The 18,938-nt window shown below is 46.9% G+C and carries 14 protein-coding genes; 5 read left to right on the top strand and 9 right to left on the bottom strand.

The window, feature by feature from the left end; all coding sequences use genetic code 11:
• Positions 1-377: 377 nt before the first annotated feature.
• The 4 genes from MHH63_RS02090 to MHH63_RS02075 all read right to left on the bottom strand — a co-directional run bounded on the left by MHH63_RS02090 (position 378) and on the right by MHH63_RS02075 (position 5,575).
• A complete protein-coding gene (locus MHH63_RS02090) occupies positions 378-3,371 on the bottom strand; it encodes a carbohydrate binding domain-containing protein (RefSeq protein ID WP_076193390.1) in 2,994 nt (997 codons plus the stop codon).
• Between the two features lie 243 nt (positions 3,372-3,614).
• A complete protein-coding gene (locus MHH63_RS02085; protein ID WP_036685332.1) occupies positions 3,615-4,283 on the bottom strand; it encodes an alpha/beta hydrolase in 669 nt (222 codons plus the stop codon).
• A 155-nt stretch (positions 4,284-4,438) separates the two neighbouring features.
• The gene (locus tag MHH63_RS02080) at positions 4,439-5,020 is read right to left on the bottom strand and encodes a hypothetical protein (RefSeq protein ID WP_036685335.1); all 582 of its coding nucleotides are present in this window, start codon (positions 5,018-5,020) and stop codon (positions 4,439-4,441) included.
• Positions 5,021-5,038: 18 nt separating this feature from the next.
• A complete protein-coding gene (locus MHH63_RS02075) occupies positions 5,039-5,575 on the bottom strand; it encodes a hypothetical protein (protein WP_076128012.1) in 537 nt (178 codons plus the stop codon).
• A 383-nt stretch (positions 5,576-5,958) separates the two neighbouring features.
• Here MHH63_RS02075 and MHH63_RS02070 point away from each other — a divergent pair, with 383 nt between their 5' ends.
• The 5 genes from MHH63_RS02070 (at position 5,959) to MHH63_RS02050 (ending at position 13,324) form a co-directional block, all read left to right on the top strand.
• Entirely contained in the window at positions 5,959-6,297 is a 339-nt protein-coding gene (locus MHH63_RS02070; protein WP_076128014.1) for a DUF6385 domain-containing protein, read from the top strand.
• Positions 6,298-6,325: 28 nt separating this feature from the next.
• The gene (locus tag MHH63_RS02065) at positions 6,326-7,783 is read left to right on the top strand and encodes a DUF6385 domain-containing protein (RefSeq protein WP_341171170.1); all 1,458 of its coding nucleotides are present in this window, start codon (positions 6,326-6,328) and stop codon (positions 7,781-7,783) included.
• Between the two features lie 112 nt (positions 7,784-7,895).
• Complete coding sequence (locus MHH63_RS02060; RefSeq protein ID WP_076193393.1) at positions 7,896-9,941, top strand: glycosyltransferase; 2,046 nt, start codon at positions 7,896-7,898, stop codon at positions 9,939-9,941.
• A complete protein-coding gene (locus MHH63_RS02055) occupies positions 9,938-11,359 on the top strand; it encodes a tetratricopeptide repeat-containing glycosyltransferase family 2 protein (protein WP_076184777.1) in 1,422 nt (473 codons plus the stop codon). The genes MHH63_RS02060 and MHH63_RS02055 overlap by 4 nt, the downstream gene beginning before the upstream one ends.
• A gap of 15 nt (positions 11,360-11,374) precedes the next feature.
• Positions 11,375-13,324 (top strand): tetratricopeptide repeat-containing glycosyltransferase family 2 protein, encoded by a 1,950-nt coding sequence (locus MHH63_RS02050; RefSeq protein WP_341171169.1) that lies wholly within the window; start codon positions 11,375-11,377, stop codon positions 13,322-13,324.
• 25 nt (positions 13,325-13,349) lie between these two features.
• Here the strand turns inward: MHH63_RS02050 and MHH63_RS02045 are convergent, their stop codons facing one another.
• The 5 genes from MHH63_RS02045 to MHH63_RS02025 all read right to left on the bottom strand — a co-directional run bounded on the left by MHH63_RS02045 (position 13,350) and on the right by MHH63_RS02025 (position 18,681).
• The gene (locus tag MHH63_RS02045; RefSeq protein ID WP_076193397.1) at positions 13,350-14,087 is read right to left on the bottom strand and encodes a glycosyltransferase; all 738 of its coding nucleotides are present in this window, start codon (positions 14,085-14,087) and stop codon (positions 13,350-13,352) included.
• Positions 14,080-15,285 carry a hypothetical protein gene (locus MHH63_RS02040; RefSeq protein WP_341171168.1) on the bottom strand — a complete coding sequence of 402 codons (1,206 nt, stop codon included), beginning with the start codon at positions 15,283-15,285 and terminating at the stop codon, positions 14,080-14,082. The genes MHH63_RS02045 and MHH63_RS02040 overlap by 8 nt, the downstream gene beginning before the upstream one ends.
• Entirely contained in the window at positions 15,282-16,766 is a 1,485-nt protein-coding gene (locus tag MHH63_RS02035) for a hypothetical protein (protein ID WP_076184781.1), read from the bottom strand. The genes MHH63_RS02040 and MHH63_RS02035 overlap by 4 nt, the downstream gene beginning before the upstream one ends.
• A 69-nt stretch (positions 16,767-16,835) precedes the next feature.
• Positions 16,836-17,915: a sporulation protein YunB gene (gene yunB, locus MHH63_RS02030; RefSeq protein WP_312151359.1), complete on the bottom strand. Its 1,080-nt coding sequence runs from the start codon at positions 17,913-17,915 to the stop codon at positions 16,836-16,838.
• 154 nt (positions 17,916-18,069) lie between these two features.
• A complete protein-coding gene (locus MHH63_RS02025) occupies positions 18,070-18,681 on the bottom strand; it encodes a TVP38/TMEM64 family protein (protein WP_076099392.1) in 612 nt (203 codons plus the stop codon).
• Positions 18,682-18,938: the final 257 nt, after the last annotated feature.

Raw genomic sequence — 18,938 nt, 5'->3', positions numbered from 1 at the left:
TTGTGTAGCTGACTGAACTTTATTGCGCTGCGTGCTGATTCGGCTTGATTGTCTGGAGTAACTGCTTTAGCTTGATAGAATTTGAGTAGCCAAAATGGCTACATCGGATTTAATTGCATTTTGTGCAATAGATATCCTTATAGGATGGGTAACATTCGATTTAATTGCACTTTGTGCAGTCAAAACTCGTGAAATCGGCAAAAAACAGCCTTTTTCCTGAATTCTACTGCACAAAATACAGTTAAATCTTTCTACCAGCTTCAAACAGAAAGTTTAATTGTACTTTATGCAATTAAAAAGCTTCATACTGCTTACCAAGGAGCGGCCCCATACGGGAGCCGCTCCTTGGTGTGTTTAAGCTGTAGATATTATGAAGCTTATAGATCCTTCCAGCGCTGAACCGTCAGATTTACGGTTTGTGCACCGCCTGATGGCGTAAGGGTTCGATTGGAAAGATCCGATCCATTCGAATTCACCTCCACATTAGTCCAAGCACCTCGTGTAACTTTGTATTGAATTGCTGTTCCCGCCGGTAGACTTAGTGTGATGGAGTAAATACCATCACTACCCTTCGTCAGTTGGTAGTTCGGATCTGCCGCATTCCAGCTATTGAAGGAACCGGAGAGATAAACGGGATCACTCACAGGAGTAGACGCAGGAACAGTTGCTCGGAATGTAACACTATCCGCTTGTGGCTCTCCTGCGGTGATGTTACCATTCACCATACTCCAGGTGCCCGCAGCAAAATGATAGTTATTGCCTCCATTGTTATCCCATGTGCCACTGCCATTATTAAAGGCTGCGGTCAGCCCAGCTGCCGTGTCCAACTGAATCGTAACCGCCTTATATCCTGTAAAAGCAGAAGCTTGAAGCTGCTCGCCTGGAGACGTCGTCCAGACCGTTGAACCATCGAGCTTATAATGGATATAAGAGCTGCTATAAGCCGCATTCTTATAATAGATCGTTGCCGTGCTGCCGACAGGTGTTGCCGTTGGTGTTGGTGTTGGCGTTACGGTTGGTGTCGGTGTCGGCGTTACCGTTGGCGTCGGTGTTGGCGTTACGGTTGGTGTCGGTGTCGGCGTTACCGTCGGAGTTGGCGTTGGTGTTACCGTCGGTGTCGGTGTCGGCGTTACCGTTGGTGTCGGCGTCACGGGTCCACCCGATTGAATATTGCCAGTTGGTGTATAGGTCCAGGTGCCGGCACTAAATAAATAGTTGCTGCCCCCGTTACTGTCCCAAGTGCCGCTGCCATTGTTAAAGCAAGCTTCAAGCTGGCTGGCTGAGCCAATATTAATCGTTATTTTGTTGTAGCCTGCTACATCAGAGACAGGTATCGCCACACCCGGTGATGTCGTCCAAGTTCCTCCTGCAGGACGATAATGAATATAAGGCGAGGTATAGCCCTGCTTATAGTAAATAGTGACACTGTTCCCCGCTGGTGTTGTCACTGAAGCAATCGCGCTAAGGAGGGATAGATTGCCTGCTGCATCCATTGCTTTTACCGTATAGTCATACGTAGTACTGGCAGATAATCCGTTATCCGTATATGAAGTAGTTGCGGATGTACCCACTTTTACGCCGTTGCGATAAATTTCATATCCGGTCACACCTACATTGTCGGTGGAAGCGGTCCAGCTTACTAAAGCACTGGATGCATTTTGAACGGTTGCGGTCACGTTAGTGGGTACAGTTGGAGCAACTGTATCTGTAGGAAGCTGTTGTTTGGCATAGATTTTGGCTGCATTTGCACCCACGGTTACAGTGATCTGCTTGCCAGTTGCTCCACCCGATTGTACGGTTACCGTATCCGAAGTGTTCAACTGGTTATAAAGAACCGTCCCGACTGCCAAGCTGCTCTCTGCACGCAGTGGAATGGTAACGGTCTGCGAGCCGCTGGATTTATTACTGAATACGGAGATAACTTCCTGCCCCAGATTAGTTCCAGTGTCAATACGACGTGAAAAAGCATATAAGTTCTGTGCAGACCACATTTCACGTTGAGTGCCTGTACGGAGTGCCGGATTATTTTTCCGAATCTCATTAAGTTTGGCTACGTGCTTGTAGGTGCTGGCATTCTCATTAAAATAATTCTCTATTACATTGCCGTTTGCATCCCGTTTCACCATTGACCAGCGGTTCCAGGTATCGGCGATGCCTCCCGTCATAATCTGCCCATTACCATTGCCTTTGTTCTGTTCCGTACCTTGGAAGACAACGGGTGTTCCACGCACTGTAAAAATAAAACTCAAAGCGTTCTGCAGCTTATCTACGCTTCCTCCAGCTTCTGTGAGAAAACGATTGCGGTCATGATTGTCGATAAAGGTAACCATGTGATTGGCATTTCCGTTATAGTAGGAATCCTGTGCCAAGGTGCTTTTAATATTGGAGTCAAAAGACTGCCCATATGCGAAGCTATTTAGAACGGAGAAGAACATTGGGAAATCAAGCATGCCCCACTCCTTGTTGTTGCCGACCCAGCGCGAGACAAATTCAGCATTGCCGTCAAAATTCTCGCCAAAGGTATTAACCCCCAGATAATTTTGCAATTCACCAATATCAGTCGGCTTCATCAGCTTGGCTGCGTCTACACGCGCACCATCTGCCCCTGTATAGTCAAACCAGCCTTTAATCGAATCAAATATGGCCTTTTTAGCAGCAGGGACATCGAAGTCAATGTCATCCAGTCCGCCTAAATCATGATTTTCTAAGTAATCCTGTGCCCATTGATCGTATCTTCCGTCTGCCAAAGACCAGTTGATATCTCCGTTATGGTGATACCAAGCCGGGTTATTGAAAGGAGCTGCTGGCTGCAGACTAGGGATATCATAGTAGGCTTGGGTACCCAGCATATAATCCCCGATATGGTTTGGCACAACGTCTATAACCACCTTGATGCCAACCGCATGTGCGGAATCCACTAACTCCTTCAGCTTCTCCTTTGTACCGAAGTAGGGATTGGCTGCGTTAGGGTCCTTAACGTTGTACCCGTGATACGCCGTGTTTTTACCACTGCCATTGTTCTCCCGATTCGTCATTTGCGGCTCCGCCACTGGGGAAATCCAGATCGCGGTGTAGCCCATATTTTTAATATAAGACAGCTTGTCGATCACTCCTTGCCAATCTCCGCCTTTCATATAACGGAAATCTTCTTCAGAGTTCTCGCCATAGCGAATTGCCGCTCCCGTAGCATTGTTGGAAGAGTCCCCGTCATTAAACCGGTCAACCATAATCTGATAAATGGTATCATTCTCGTTAATCGTACCGATGCTGGCTGCATCTGCCTGTTGTGGCGCTAAGACGAATAAATTAATCACAGTAGAAAGAAGAATAGATGTAATCAGAACGGGCACGTACCATAACTTACGTTTCATCGCGCGCATCTCCCTCTCTTATTAAAGCGTATTCATAACACACTAAAACCTACTTCTTGGATTAAAAACGACCTTTCCAGCGATGTTTTTGGCATAGAAACAAACGAATTTTAGGGAAACCGGTTTCCCTACTAAAAATTACCATGACACAAGACGCATTGTCAAGCCTTAAAATTGAAATGCACAACAAAAAAAGAGCTCCTATTTAGGAAGCTCTTGGGGTTGAATATTTACTGTTTGAGTTCAGCGTCCCGCCGTCTGAATAAACTGCAAGACCTCATTCATAATTCGGTCCTTCTCTTCACAATGGCACACCATATGACCACTGTTGTCGACCATCAGCACCTGTTTTTGGGTCGCCTTGATCATATGATGTCGTAGGTAATCGGCGCTTCTAGTCTTCACTAGATGATCTCTTTTTCCTTGCACGATCAGGGTTGGAGTCTCAATATGCGGATAGACAGAAAAGCTCTCACGAACCAATCGCTGGAACTCTCGAGTTGCTTTTGGAGGCGTTGAACTGAATTTACTAATATAAGTTTTTAGCATGGAAAAGCTCCCAAGGGTCTTAATAATTTCTACAGGATTCAGCGGAAACACAGGGGTAGACAACAAAGTGAGAGATTTAATCCAAGGTTTATAGCGCACGGAAAGATGTGAAGCAATAAGAGCACCGGTTGAAAAACCGATCAGATGAACGCCGTCATTTGTCTTTAACAGCTCTGTTAATTCATCCTCAGCACTTTGCTGCCAATCATGTCGATCCGAATGCAGTAGATCATTCCTGCTGCCCCCGTGCCCCTTCAGGGTAAATGTTCTGGAACGATAATTATGCTGCTCCATAAACTGGGACAAGGGAGAGATTTCATGCTCACCTCCGGTAAAGCCATGAATAAATAAACAACTTTCCATAATTGTCCCTCTTTTCACATTCCATACTGAATTCCAACTTTATTGTATAATGCCAATCCCCTTTATTTTCTATTCATTCCAACCTTCTATGTAAAACCTTAACCAAATGATGTCAAGGTTTACCACCGTTATAGGTTCAAAAAAAAATATAAACTCTATTGCTCCCACCAAAGAAGACCAAGTGCAGAAGTAATCGTTAAGCCTACAGCCGAGCTAGATGAAGTTACGTTAGCACAAATAGCAGTCCCCGGCGGAACGATGATGCTGCCCGTAAAGTTCTGTGAGAAAGCGCCTGGAGCTAATTGATAATTGTAAAGCGTCGTCCCCCCGCTAATTGCCGCTGTTGAAGATTGAACGGTCATCGCACTTGTAGCCGCGCTTCCGAGATTATTATTGGTTGGTGTCAAGGTTGCAGGAGAGGTTAACGTCCCTCCTTTTACAATTGTAAAGCTTCCAGACATAGCCGATAGCAGAGAAGATCCGCCGATACTGCCGCTAATACGAGAGATATATACGGTTTTCCCGCTACCAGCAGCATTACTAATCCGAATAGAAGTAATTGCAGAAATAAGACTAAGTACGACCAAACTAGACGCGGATGTGTTGGTAGAATACAAGACCGCAGCCTTCGAAGCACTTATTTCAGGTGGCGCGCTGATATCCGGAGATTGGAAGGTATTGACCATATCCACAAAAAGAGGTTGATCATTGTCGTTAAACACATATTGATTAGGCATGATTATCCCCTCCCATTTCTAATATTCCCACCAACTAATAGATGTTGTCGCTGCTGAAGTTCCCGATGCAATCGTGATGGACGTGGTTATAGAATTTCCGGGAGGAACAACGATTTGTCCAGTAAAATCAACAATGACGGGCCCCGCTGCCAGTAATAAAGATACTAGAGTGGCCGGACCTCCCGTAGGGGCAGCAGTCGAGGTTCTGGCCGTCATCACACTGGTTAACGCACTTCCAAAATTAAAATTTATCGGTGTAACGGTAGTCCCGGTGACCGTAGCGTTCCGAAGCAGAGATAAAGTAACAGCAGCTGTTGCCGAGCTAGCTGCAACCCGGGATACATACAATGTACGTCCGCTGCCTGCCGGATTACTAATCTGAACAACTAACGGTGCAGCAGTCGTTACCGTAGAAGTAAAAGGGATTCCAAACAATAGCCCCGCCTTAGCCGCTCCTCCCTCCGGAGCTGAATCTATACCAGGTGCAACATACGTGTTGACTTGTTCTGTAAAGAGTGGCTGGCTACTCTGATTAAAGACTGAATCGTTTGGCATGCGCTATCCTCCCCGTACTTGAGCTTATCTTATTTTATGCCGCTCTAAGTAACAGGTTGTTTGGGAATGTGCGTATTTTTGCTTTTCCAGCCCAATCACCTCTTATTTTTCACCATATATTATTATCACCATTCGAATGGCTAAGGATTGTCCCTAACGGTTCGCGGCTTATTGAACTGCGGTTTATTGATGCTCAGGGCTCAAACGACGGTTAGGGTCCTTTTATGGATAGGGTTCCAGAAAACCCGTAGGAGGTGAATGAAATCCATAACGGTCTGGAACTAAAAAAGCGCAGCAAAATAAAACACTCAAAAAAACAGGGGAATTGTTCTAGAAATCCGCAATCATTTCCACCTCCAAAGGGTCGAAGAAACCGCCGTAAGGTGACGATCAGTCCTTTATTTTCCGAGCATCAATTTATCGGATTCCCCGTGTCCAGCTCCATTTCACCTCTGCCTTGGCAAAAAAGCGGAACTAAAACGATGATCTCTTACGCAGTTATGAACCAAGGAGACCACCCTGTTAGCGTCCGCTTGGAGATTAGTCCGAACAGTTTTGATTCTTTTATAGATTCAGAAGAGATCGTGGCTGCAAAAGAAATGAAGGTGCTAGTGCCAAGCAGATTTTTAAAGTGGACTCGGATATCCGCCTCCACGCAACAGTCAACGGGTTTAGGCAAAATTGATGTATACGTCCAAGCCCAGTCTATAGGTATGAGTTAACAATTTTATAAGAGAGGGACGAGGAACTTTGCCTAACTACAGCTCTTTTCAAGCTAATCCCGATAATCTACGAACGCTTATTTTTGGCCGGGATGCCTCGCTGATTGATCATCCGCTCACTACAGATCCAGGCGGAAATCTAACGACAATTATCCTAGATGGTACGATTTCCAATATACTCGGAGCTACCATCACTGCGGGTACTTTGTCCTCAGCAGGAACAGTTACCAACATTCTTAACGGGACGATCACTAGCGTACTCGGAGCTACCATCACTGCGGGGACTTTGTCCTCAGCAGGAACAGTTACCAACATTCTTAACGGGACGATCACTAGCGTACTCGGAGCTACCATCACTGCGGGTACTTTGTCCTCCGCAGGTACGGTTACCAACATTCTTAACGGGACCATTTCTAGCGTACTTGGAGCCACGATCACAGCTGGTACTTTGTCCTCCGCAGGTACGGTTACCAACATTCTTAACGGGACGATTACTAGCGTACTCGGAGCTACGATTACGGCTGGTACCATTACTAGTGTACTAGGCGCAACTATTACCGCGGGTACTTTGTCCTCAGCAGGTACGGTCACCAATATCCTTAACGGGACCATTACTAGTGTGCTAGGAGCTACGATCACAGCTGGTACCCTATCCTCAGCAGGTACCATTACTAACATTCTCGAAGGCACGATTACTAACGTACTTGGAGCTACGATCACTGCGGGTACTTTGTCCTCAGCAGGTACAGTAACCAATCTCTTAAACGGGACCATTACCAGCGTGCTCGGAGCCACGATCACTGCGGGTACTCTGTCTTCGGCTGGTACAGTTACCAATCTCTTAAACGGGACCATTACCAGCGTGCTCGGAGCCACGATCACTGCGGGTACTCTGTCCTCAGCAGGTACGGTCACCAACCTCCTAAACGGGACCATTACCAGCGTACTTGGAGCTACGATCACTGCGGGTACTTTGTCCTCCGCAGGTACAGTAACCAATCTCTTAAACGGGACCATTACCAGCGTGCTCGGAGCCACGATCACTGCGGGTACTCTGTCCTCAGCAGGTACGGTCACCAATCTCTTAAACGGGACCATTACCAGCGTGCTCGGAGCCACCATTACGGCTGGTACGCTCAGTAGTGTGACCTCTATTTCACAACGCAGCTTTATCGAACAGACAACGACGGGTATTGCAACTGCTAATGCCTATACTCCACTGCCAGCAGTGACTACGAGCGTATTGGGGACCTATTCCTTTTTCATCAATAACACTGGAGCTAACCCGGTCAACACACGAGTAGAAATCAGTGCTGACGGAACGAACTATTTCGTCGATACCACAGGAGATAATCCTTTAGCAGCAGGTTCTATCGATGTCATAGTTCCAGCCAGATTCCTGAAATATACACGCTTATCCTATCAATCAACGAATGCAGGGGCCGCCTCAACAATCAATGTAAGTTTCAACGCACAGGGAACGTAATGCAGATGCCCATCATATGTTGTAAGAAAGAGTGCATGGATATCCATGTGCTTTTTCTTTTGATAGCAAAAGCTGATTTCTACTTCTACATATGTAACAAGGAGGAAACAACGTGAACAATATTACGCTTGGCGTCCACCTCATCGTTAACAATGAAGCTGATCTTCTGCCCCACTGTCTCACAAGCGTAGCAGGTGTTGACGAGATTGTGGTCATAGATACAGGCTCTACTGACGAATCCATAGCTATTTCCCAAGCGCACGGGGCTAGAGTATTCCAACGGGAATGGACAGAAAACTTTGCTGCAGCACGTAACGAAGGTCTCGATCAGGCGGATACCGATTGGATTCTAGTCCTTGATGCCGATGAACGCCTGCAAACTCCACTTCCGGAACTCCGCAGCCTCCTGCAAAACACGCAAGCTCAGGCTTTTACAGTACACATTGATAATTGGCTTGGCGTTCGGCCTGAGGATAAGGTAAAGCACAGTGCGGTTCGTTTATTCCGAAATGGACAGGGTTATCGATATAGCGGAAGAATTCATGAAGGAATTGACGCTGCAATCCTTAAATCACATAACATCTCGGCGATTGAGCATAGTGATATTGAGATTGAACACTTCGGATATTTGCCGGAAATCATGGCACGAAAAAATAAAATCAAACGCAATGAGCAGCTGCTGCGACTCGCTTTAGCCGAACAACCGGAAGATCCTTTTCACTCGTATAATTTAGCAGTCACCTGCTGTCAGGACGGTCGTCTTCTGGAAGCAGAGACATTACTTCGCCAGACCCTTCACCATGTGCCACTTGAAGCTTCCTACCGTCCTACGATGATTAGAGATCTCTGTAAAATTTATCTGACTCAAGGAAAAACGAATATCATAGATCCCTTGCTGTTGCCTGAATTGGAGCGTTATGAGGATTACCCTGACCTGCATTTTTTATTAGGCCAATCTTTGGAGAGTCAAGGCTTGTTAGAACGTGCTTTTCAAGCTTATCAGCGTGCAGCATCCATTTCTGGAGATCAGGTTAGTCAAAAATATGTATCTGAGCAAGGGATGAACACCTTCCGCCCACTTTATCGACTAGGCTTAATCTCAGAGCGGCTTGAGCTTCAGGAGGACGCTGCGAGATTCTACCACCGTGCGCTTCAACACCACTCTTTATATAGGCCTGCCTTGCAGGGAATAGCTTCTGCTTTTCAACGCTTAGCTGTACCCGATGAGGAGATTGCCGGCTTGCTGATACAAATCGTCCCCCCAACTAATGCTGCCCAACGAGCTGCGATCATTGACAGCTTATTTGCGATAAATGCTAATGAGACCATCACTAACTTATCCCGAGACACTTTTCCCTTGGAATTAGAGACGGCAAATTGGATGATCTCTTCACTCCTGATCACCGGCAAGCTAGAGGACGCCTATACAACCATAAGACAAATGACCTCCTTAGCTACGCAAGATAACCATGATTTAGAATATCTGAAAAAGTGGCCTACCCTCTGGGCTATTTGCTCTTGGTCGCTTTTTGGAGAATTCCACAATGACCTGCTAACCTATGTACCAGACGAACTTCGTTTCGGACTGCAATACATTCAGAAGTGCCACCAGCAACAAAAGGTAGATCCCGCTGAAGCAGAGGTAGATTCATTACCATTACATTCCTCATTCATTTCAGATTTGATCGAACAATCAGTAAAACTACACCAGCCCGAGTTAAGCGACGCTTTGGTAAAGCTGTTCCCTACCTTTCGGTCTGAATTAGCCGCAGCATTATATAAAGAAGGCAATAGGAATGCGGCAGGTGAGCATTTTATCAGGTTAGTTAGCGATCAAGCCGCTGATGCGAAGGTTCTTTTTTATATAGGTGAGATGGTCTTTGACAAAGGGCATTACACGGAAGCCAGTGAATGGTTTCAACAAGCGCTGGAGCAGATGCCTGAGCATGAGGCTGCCCGAGTGGGTTTAGCACTCTGTTACCTTCAGCAAGCGAAGCATAGCATGGAGGAGGCACTAAACAGCTTGGATGCAGCTAACGTTCATGGTCCACTGCAAACGGATATTGGTGCCATCCATAAATCCATCTTTTTACTAAATCGTACACCGTGGCATACACAGTGGAGCTTCCGCCAGAGTGAGGGGAGGACAGCCAAATGAGCATGCCCAGCCAAAAACCTCTGATTTCTCTATGCATGATCGTTAAGAACGAAGCAGATAACCTAAACCAATGTTTAAAAAGTGTACGTGGTATCGCCGATGAGATTATTGTAGTCGATACTGGCTCTACTGACTCCACGCTACAAATTGCTCTAAGCTTTGGAGCTAAAGTTGTTCACCATACTTGGAATGGCGATTTTGCCGCTGCCCGCAACGCGGGTCTTCAGCAAGCCCACGGACAATGGATTCTCATTCTGGATGGAGACGAGGAACTGGATGCGAAAAGTAAGGGGGAGCTGTTGCTGTGTGCGGAGCATTTGGAGTATGAAGCTTTTTTTCTGCGCATTCATAATCATAAAGGTTTAACCGCAGCTTCACAGACCATTACTGTTAATCCGATTATCCGGCTATTCCGTAACCGCCCGCAGTACCGTTTCAGCGGCATCATCCACGAACAGATTGCAGAAACGATCGTAAAAGCTACACCCAAAGCAGCAATGCATTTAAGCAACGTAGTCATCCATCATTACGGTTATGCAGACGGCGTAGTAGCAAAAAAAGATAAGATCAAACGAAATGTTGAGCTGCTCAAGGAACAGCTAAAGTTAAATCCCAATGACCCCTTCCACCATTTCAATATGGCTGTTGAATATATGCGGCTTGGTGAATATCAACCGGCTCTAGAGCATATCAAAAGATCACTTAACGAAGCTCCACCCGACACAAGTTATGTTCATCTGCTGCACAAATATCAAATCCGCTGCCTGGCAGAATTAAAAGATTTCAACGCGGCGCTGGAAGCTTGCGACTCAGGGATAACCTTACATCCAGATTATCCTGACTTGGCTCATATCAAAGGTGTGCTGCTGTTTCAAATGGGGGCCCTAGTTGAGGCCAAAACAGCATTGCTGCAAGCCTTAGTCATTGGAGAAGCTCCTTCCGGTTACCATACCGAGTCCGGATTCGGATCTTATTTGACATTTTATTTGCTGGGACAGTTATGCGAAGAAATAGGCGATGAGACCGAGGCCTGTGTCTGTTATACCAAAGCTGCTCAGCTTCATCCCGAGCCAACGCCCATTATAACCCGACTGATCCGAGCCTTAAAATGTGCTGAGCGCGAAAATGAAATTTTGGGCTGGCTTCACGCTCATCTACCCGAATACACAGCCGCTAAAAGCGGACTTCTCTTAGATTTATTGCGGATTGAGGGATGTGAAGAGGCAGCAAAACAGCTGATGAAGACCACAGGGCAGTCCTCATCTAATGACTCGTTATTCAACCCAGCCTATCACCCAGGGCGTTCGGAGCTTTTGTTGGCGGATCGTCTGCTTGCCTCCCTCACTTCTTCAACCCCCTATTCTCCAGCGGCTAAAAGAGTGCGACTCGCACTTCCACTGCCCAGAGTTTCAGATTAGGAAGGACGTATTCCTATGACCACACCGGATATCACACTTTGCATGATTATTAAGAACGAGGCAAACCATCTGGAGAAATGCTTATCCTCTGTGCGCGGGCTAGTGTCTGAGATTATCATTGCGGATACAGGCTCAGAGGATAACAGTAAAGAAATCGCTCAGAGGTTCGGTGCAAAGATTATCGACATTCCTTGGGAAAATGATTTTTCCAAAGCGCGGAATATAAGCCTAGAGTATGCAACTTCCGCTTGGGTTCTGGTACTGGATGCTGATGAGGCTGTGGATCATTGGAGTGAGGAGCTGCTCCAGCCCTTGCTTGGTGCCGAGTATATTCATGGGTATTGGCTGCCCATTATCCACTATGTCGGTGAAATACCTGAAGCGGATTTTGTTACAGATCATGTCTGTCGATTATTCAAAAATGATAAAAGAATTATTTTTCGTGGAAGTATTCATGAGGAGATTGCCAGCAGCATTTGGGAGCTTCCAGCTGGGGAGATCACTTATGCAGATTTGCGTATTTTCCACTACGGATATTTAGAAGATGAACTGCTGCGTAAAAATAAATATAACCGCAATTTAGCACTCATCAACAGGGGTCTGCGGCTTCAACCGAACCATCTTTTTCTTCGTTACGCGTTAGGGGCAGAGTATTATCAGCAGGGTCAATATAAAGAAGCGGCAGAGATCCTCCTTCCGCTGCTCACCGATGCTCCAGCCCCTTCCGGTTATGTCTCAGATATTTACCTTAAGACGGCGTACGCCTTACAACTATGTGGCCGAAAGCAGGAAGCCGAGGAAGTTTTTCGTACGGGGAGCGGTCTTTTTCCCGATTTCACTGATTTATTAGAAAGCTATGCCCTCCTGTTACTGGAACAAGGGAAGCTCAGCTCAGCCAAGCATTTCTTGGAGAACGCACTTCAGAGCGGAAATACAGCACATAAATACCCTTCTTCCTCAGGCAGTGGAACGTATCGGACAGAACTACTAGCCGGAAGAGTCTGTGAGAAGTTATACCAATATCCGGATGCGTGGAGACATTACGAGGCTGCCATACAACATAAGCCTGATTATAGCGAGGCGTGGAAAGAACTCATCCCACTAAGCCTTCTATCTGGAGAGAAGGCACAACTACGAGCATTGACCCACAACCATCTGCACTCTTTATCTCCTGATACTTTGACTTATCTTCTGCCCGCAGCGCTCAATGCCCGCGATCCGGAATGGCAAGCTGAGCTTTCTACAGCCAGCCAGTTACCCTCATCTGTTCAGACTGCATTGCAGGCGATTCTGGAAATAAACAATCAACCGGAACATCTTCAGACACTCGCACCGCTTGAACAGCTGCTTCATGATCCTTCCCATCTTTCCAACCGATCCTTTGTACTTGGCTATCTGTGGGCTTTCTCTTGCCGTATTGGAGATACAGAGTCTGCCATGCGCTGGCTTGTCTGTCTATTGCCTTACAGACCGGGGATTTTATCGATCCATCATATTTTAGCAGGGAATTATAGCCTTAAAGCTGATCTTTCGGATCTAAGCTATGCAGCACAATTGCTGCTTCAGACTGGTGCTTGGAATAGTTTATTAGCACTTTATCGCCATTCGCAAGGATCTTCCTTACACTGGTCCAGTCTGCCGCAGCCCTTACTCTACGGATTACTTGAAGCCCCCACCTCCATAAAAAAACAATGGTGCTCTATTTATGTCAGCAAGCACCCTCAATATCATACACCTGCGGACTGTACCGAGTGGCAATTATACGCTGCGATAGCCTACTCCTGTGGAGAGATGCCCATCCTTCATGTAGAGGATGAAGCCGCTTTGCGTAGAGTCGGGGGGGCTACCGCAGCCGTGAGCCTCGCTTATTACAAGCTGCAGCTCGCAGCAGAAGTATATCCGCAAGGGATACCATCAGCTCATATCCCTTCTGCGCTGCTTCTGAGATCTGCCAGCCGGACTTAGCCGGTTGGCAGATCAGATGCGGATTTCAAAGCTCCTCTTGCCATTCCACCAGATGGGGCTGCTCATCAAGGATAGATTCGTACTGCTCCAGACTACCCCAGCGCCCCTCTGGATCAAGCTCCAGGTAACGCGAGTATTTTCGCCGAAGCTCCTCAGGGGATATCGCCCAACCATAATGTTTCACACGCAGCTCGGTAAGAAACCCCGGCAATACCGAATAAGAGAGCGGAAGTCTTGGCACATGATGATCCATTTTCGGAAAAAAATAATGAAAGTTCGGCAAATAGCGGACTAGTGTACGGGTATGCTTCGTGTGGATATTCCAATGCTCATCTTCACGGTAATGTGTGGTGCCGCCCCAAAAATCAAATAATCGGAAGGATACCCAGTCATACACATCCTGATCGATGAGTCGCCTCATCTCCCGTTTAGCAGACTCTTCATAGAACTCATCGGCGTCCACAGACAGCAGCCAATCCGGATTCGTAGATACCGCCAGCTCCCACAATGTTTGCCGTAGCTCCCATTCACGGTTAAACAAAGAGCTTTGCAGGGTTACGAGCTTCTTAACTTTGGCAAAAGAGAGACATAACTGAGCCGTATGATCTGTACTTCCATCATCCACGATCACAATATCATCCACGAACTCACTTAATTCCTCCAGCACCTGCTCTAAATACCTTCCGGCTTCGTTCCTAACCTGCATAATAGCGGTCAGACGGTTGCCTGATGTTTTGCGGAGTGGCCCTCTATGACTACTCATCCTCCACTCTCCTTCTCAATCGTCTTACAGCCTCTTCGAGATCTGCCATCTCTGACAAAAGTGGCCATGCCTGATTGTCTTGCCCTCCTGCATTTAAAAAGCTGCGAATGGCCTCGTGCCGCCTGCCATACAGCAAGTGTATGGTGCCTTCCATGGCTTCATCCACATTTTCTTCCTGCTCATGTTGCAGCACTATTGCCTTTTCCCATTGAAAAGTCCGCACATAATTTTGCACCAGCAACGCTTTTGCCTCGGGAGAAGTTAGCGGACTTAAAATTCTTACTGCCGCTGCCTCATCCTCATTCAGGTGGAACAACTCCGCGCGAACCAGTTCATCCTGCCCGGAATGGAGCCAGCCCTCCATCCTTTCTACTGCTTGCTTCTCCTCTGCGGTAAATGCTGTAATCGCAAATTGGCGGACCGCCGTTTCCAAATTCCCTGTCTTGGCTTCTATTGCAGAAAAAAACCGGAAGTGTGAAATAAGGCAATCCAAATATTCATACAGCACCATTAACTCAAAGGATTGCGCCAGATATCGATTCGCTGTGGAGTCCCCAAGCAAATACAAATAAGATGCTGCCAAATAATGTACAACAGGCTGGCTGGGCAGCTTGGCGCACATCGAGGTATAATAATCCGCCCTAAGCTGGAGTTGAATCCTAAACCAGTCCGTAGCAAGGAGGGGCTCCTCCTGCCATAAGTTCTCAATCGCCTTACTCCACAACATCTCATAATCTGTCAGAAAATAAATCCGCTCGCGCTGACATACAACTCCATACGATTCCTGCTGATCCCCGTCGAGATAAATAATATTCTCCCTGCACAAGCTCTGCTCCAAATAGATCCGTTCTGACCGGGTTCCTACTAGATCGGCCTTTGCTCCAAGCAAGCCGCTGTATTTATCCCATAAGACCTTATTTTCTTCTTCCGGACAGCGCTCAAATAAAGCCACTATATATCCCGCTTGCAAAGAAAGAACCTCTGGTAGCCAATAGGGAGAAGAGACCAGAAATGTGTACTCCCTCGCCTTGAGAGTATGAATATCCGCGATCATTACCGGCTTGATCTGGCTGTTAGTCTGCTGCTCAAGAGTCATTCTTCCGGCAAAACAGACCTCTTCCCGCTCGGGCAGAAGATCCAACAGTCTTTTATATTCGTATTCCTCCCAGGAGCCTCTGCTCAGAATTAAATATTTCATGACTGCGCCTCCTTGCCCCTGCTCCTATCTGCCTTCTTCCCCTGCGGTTCGGACAAATCCCCCACATAACCTATAGTTAGTGAAGCTTCAGGGTGAAGCTGCAATTGGTGCGAAGTAGACGCCTTACAGGTAATCACTCCAGGCACATTCCCGCCTTTATGAGCAACTCGCTCTAATGGAAAAACAATTCCCGAAGGGTCCCCCCTAAGCAACCGCCCCACCTCTTCGTCCATATCCGTAGATAAACTAACGATCAGATCCGCGGAACCTTGGGTGATCGCCTTCACTACCCGTTCAACGTAATATTTCTCATACCTGATAGAGTCTGATAAATACACAGTTATCTCACTCTCAAATAATGCAGATGCATTCTTCAAAGCCCGCAGCCAAGCCTCTTGACCACGAACTGCAATCACTACATCCTGTTCATTTACTGGCAAGCCGGAAGCTGTGTTCATCCATCTGTCCTTGATCCAGATCCAGCGAATATTCTTGTAGCTCTGCTGCTCCTGTGTAGCTGCCCATTCCTGCGGAAGATGGTCCCCATTCCCATCCTCTTCACAATAAACAATCGCCGTCACTAATGGCGTTTGCAAGGTTGCCTTACCGAGTGGAATAACAGGTTGTGTTGATTGTAAGAATCCATTCTGCGGTACAAGATGTTCTTCGGCTTCTAAGACATCTTCCAGTGCCCATTTTGTACTATACGCCTGCCAGCCATCCGCAAGTGTTGGTCCGTTCATCCTTCTCTGGCCCCTATCAAGTGAATGTATAGCATGAACATACACAGCATCACTTAGCGCCAGCTTGGCTCCAGACTGCCGCGCTCGAAGACACCAATCGGCAATCATAAGAGACCGCACTTGAAGCGAGGTGTCCAACCCTCCGATACGCTGAAGCAGCTCTTTAGAGAACAGGAGGCAAGAACCCGTTAGTACATCCATCTCTCGCCATTCTCCTTGATGCCGGCCAAGATTGTAGCTTACATGAGCAGCAAACTCATCATAGGTGCCGAAGTGAAGACGTTTCTTCCCTTCCCCTCTTTCGGTTGAAGAGCGAGGGGCCACCACCTTAACTGAAGCGTCATCAAAAGGAACCCACAATAGCTCACTTAGCCAGCCAGGCGATACCATGATCGAATCTTCAAGCAAAACCGCGAAACTGGTTTCGATCTGTGCCAAAGCCTGGTTAGGCATGTACTCCTCCTTTTCATAAGGAAGAAAGAGAATCGACTGCTCCGGTGAGAACTGTTCCGCTAAAGTTTCCATAGGAAAATCAGGAGTCATCGCCACAGCAATAATGCGCACAGACTCTCCAGAATGGAGCAGCAGCAAGGGTAAGCAAGCTGCGGCACATTCCAGGCGGCTTAGCTCAACTACAAGGGTAAGTCCATCTTTACTCGGCAGTGGAAGTAGTCCCGTGCGCTCCAAGAACCCATACCTTCCCGCCAAGCGTTCCACATTCAGAGATTCTTGCGACATTAGGATTCACGCTCCATTTATTAAAGCTGTTCTACCTATAGTCTATGAGCGCTGAAGCGTGATATCCCCTTAATTTCCTCCGCCCGCGCCTTTGTCTTCTTCCGTATGCTCTGCACCCGTACTCGCGGGATCGGTTGCCGCTGGAGACGAGCTGTTATCTTTCTGACTGTTACTGGTGGTATCCTTGCCCTGATCCACTACTCCACTCTTATCCCCGCCTACAGCTGGAGCAGGAATGGCAATTCCCGGAGCACTGCTGCCGTTCGCCCCCACAGGTTGACCTTGATTATCGTAATAATACATAGGTACATCTCCAACAACCATCAGATAAGACACAGGAATTTCTGTATCCACTACCTGCGGCTCCATATCAAAAGGAATGACGACTGCAACCTCTGTCACAATATGAATGTATACCTCGACCAGAATCATATTGATCCCAGCGTTTTGCTGGCGGGTGCTGAGTTCAACCTTAACCGCACCTTGTGGTTCAATCTTGATCGGAATATCGGGTCCATAAGAAGCAATAAGGGGACTGCCCAGCGCTTGCCCCAGCGGAATATATTCTGTTCGATTATGCAATTCCTGCAGCGTAGACTGAATGACCTGTGCCGCTTGCGAAGTAATACGCATATGCTCCGCGTAGTTGAGCATGAACCCTGATATTTTCCCGTTCTTATCCGTCTTCCAATCAATTAGCTCTTCCGCATTCCCTCCATTCGCAACCTGTGAGGTAATCGCCTTATTAATCGATTCCGTAGCGATTTGCTTCACACGTATTTGTGCTAAATGCAGGATGGGCGGTTTCATATGCAGCTCCACATAGCGCAAGGATTGCAGCACCAGCACAAGTATTACTAAGGATGCTATCAGCCAAAATTTACGTCGGCTTCTTGGCTTATGTGTTCTTCCGCCTGCAACCGTTACCTTACTCTCTGGCCGGCTGGATAATCTAAAGCGGCCTTTGCTACGTTTGGCTTCAAAGCGCGTACGCTGCGGCCTAACCGCTGCCCGGCTGGGTTTTGACTTGAATGCGGAGCTTCTCGCTGAGAATCTCCGATTCGTGTCCCCATTTATTTTTGGCAGCCGAAAATGGCCTAGATCAGGTATTCTCAGCCTTCGGTTTCCCCATTTTTTCAATCTGCCCATTGCAACAGTCCCTCCCGCCTTACGCAGAGGTCAAGCCACCTCCACTTAATTTAAGGTATTCGCTAAGAGGACAAAAAAGAAGAACGTTCCCTCCGGCAAACTGCGCCTGAAGTAACGTTCTTCATCCTTTAGATCATGAACTGGGAAGATGATATTAGTGCATTCTGCTCCGCTTATCCTCCTGCAAATGGTCCCAATGACGCCGAATAAAGATGCCAATGAGAATAGCTATAAACACCGCATACCAGGTAAGATAACCATTCCATTCTTCACGCGGAACAATTAGGGTGGATCCGATCGTACCGAATAACCATATATAAGACAAATTACCAAGTACGGTTCCCCATATAAAAGATGAGGCTTTAATCGGTGAAACAGCAGACATGAAATTGATTACATTATTCGGAATAATCGGGATCGTACGCAATAGCACCAGTGTCCAAATCCCATATCGATCCAAGTAACGTTGCCATTTATCATAGCGCTTCAGTTTGCTTCTCCATTTTCGGTCAAACCAGTTATACAGATATCGCCGAATGAGAAAATACATCAGTATTCCGCCCAGATTGCAGGCCAGCCAACTGATCAGCATGCCTCCAATTACGTTAAAAACAGAGACATGCAGCACGATCAAAATTACGAATGGAAAAAATCCTAATATACTCTGCAAAAGTGCGAGCGGGATGGTCACGAATAAAATAGATGGCCCGCTAAGGCCCAGCGTTTGCAGCAGCCAATCAATCCAGGTATTTATGGTCTCTGTCATGAAGCAGTCTCCTCTCTTGACTCCTTGCAGCAGCTGCCTCCTGATTTACTTTGACAAAGCATAAGTCTAAGTGTGTAAACTAGGTATCCATTCTTATTGAAATATAAGCAGGGTACACTAAGAGCTTGTAATACTTTGCTTATATTCCCAAGAAAAACACCCCTTACGGGGTGTTTTATTGAATGAGCTTGCTTATGAAGTGTAATGTGTAAAGAACAGTAGTTAGCGTACAAGTTACATTTTTGTTTCCATTTATT

The sequence above is a fragment of the Paenibacillus sp. FSL H3-0310 genome, assembly GCF_038002785.1.
Lineage (GTDB): Bacteria > Bacillota > Bacilli > Paenibacillales > Paenibacillaceae > Paenibacillus_AQ > Paenibacillus_AQ odorifer.
Note: the sequence above shows the minus strand (reverse complement) of the source record. Positions and strands in the feature narration are given on the sequence as shown.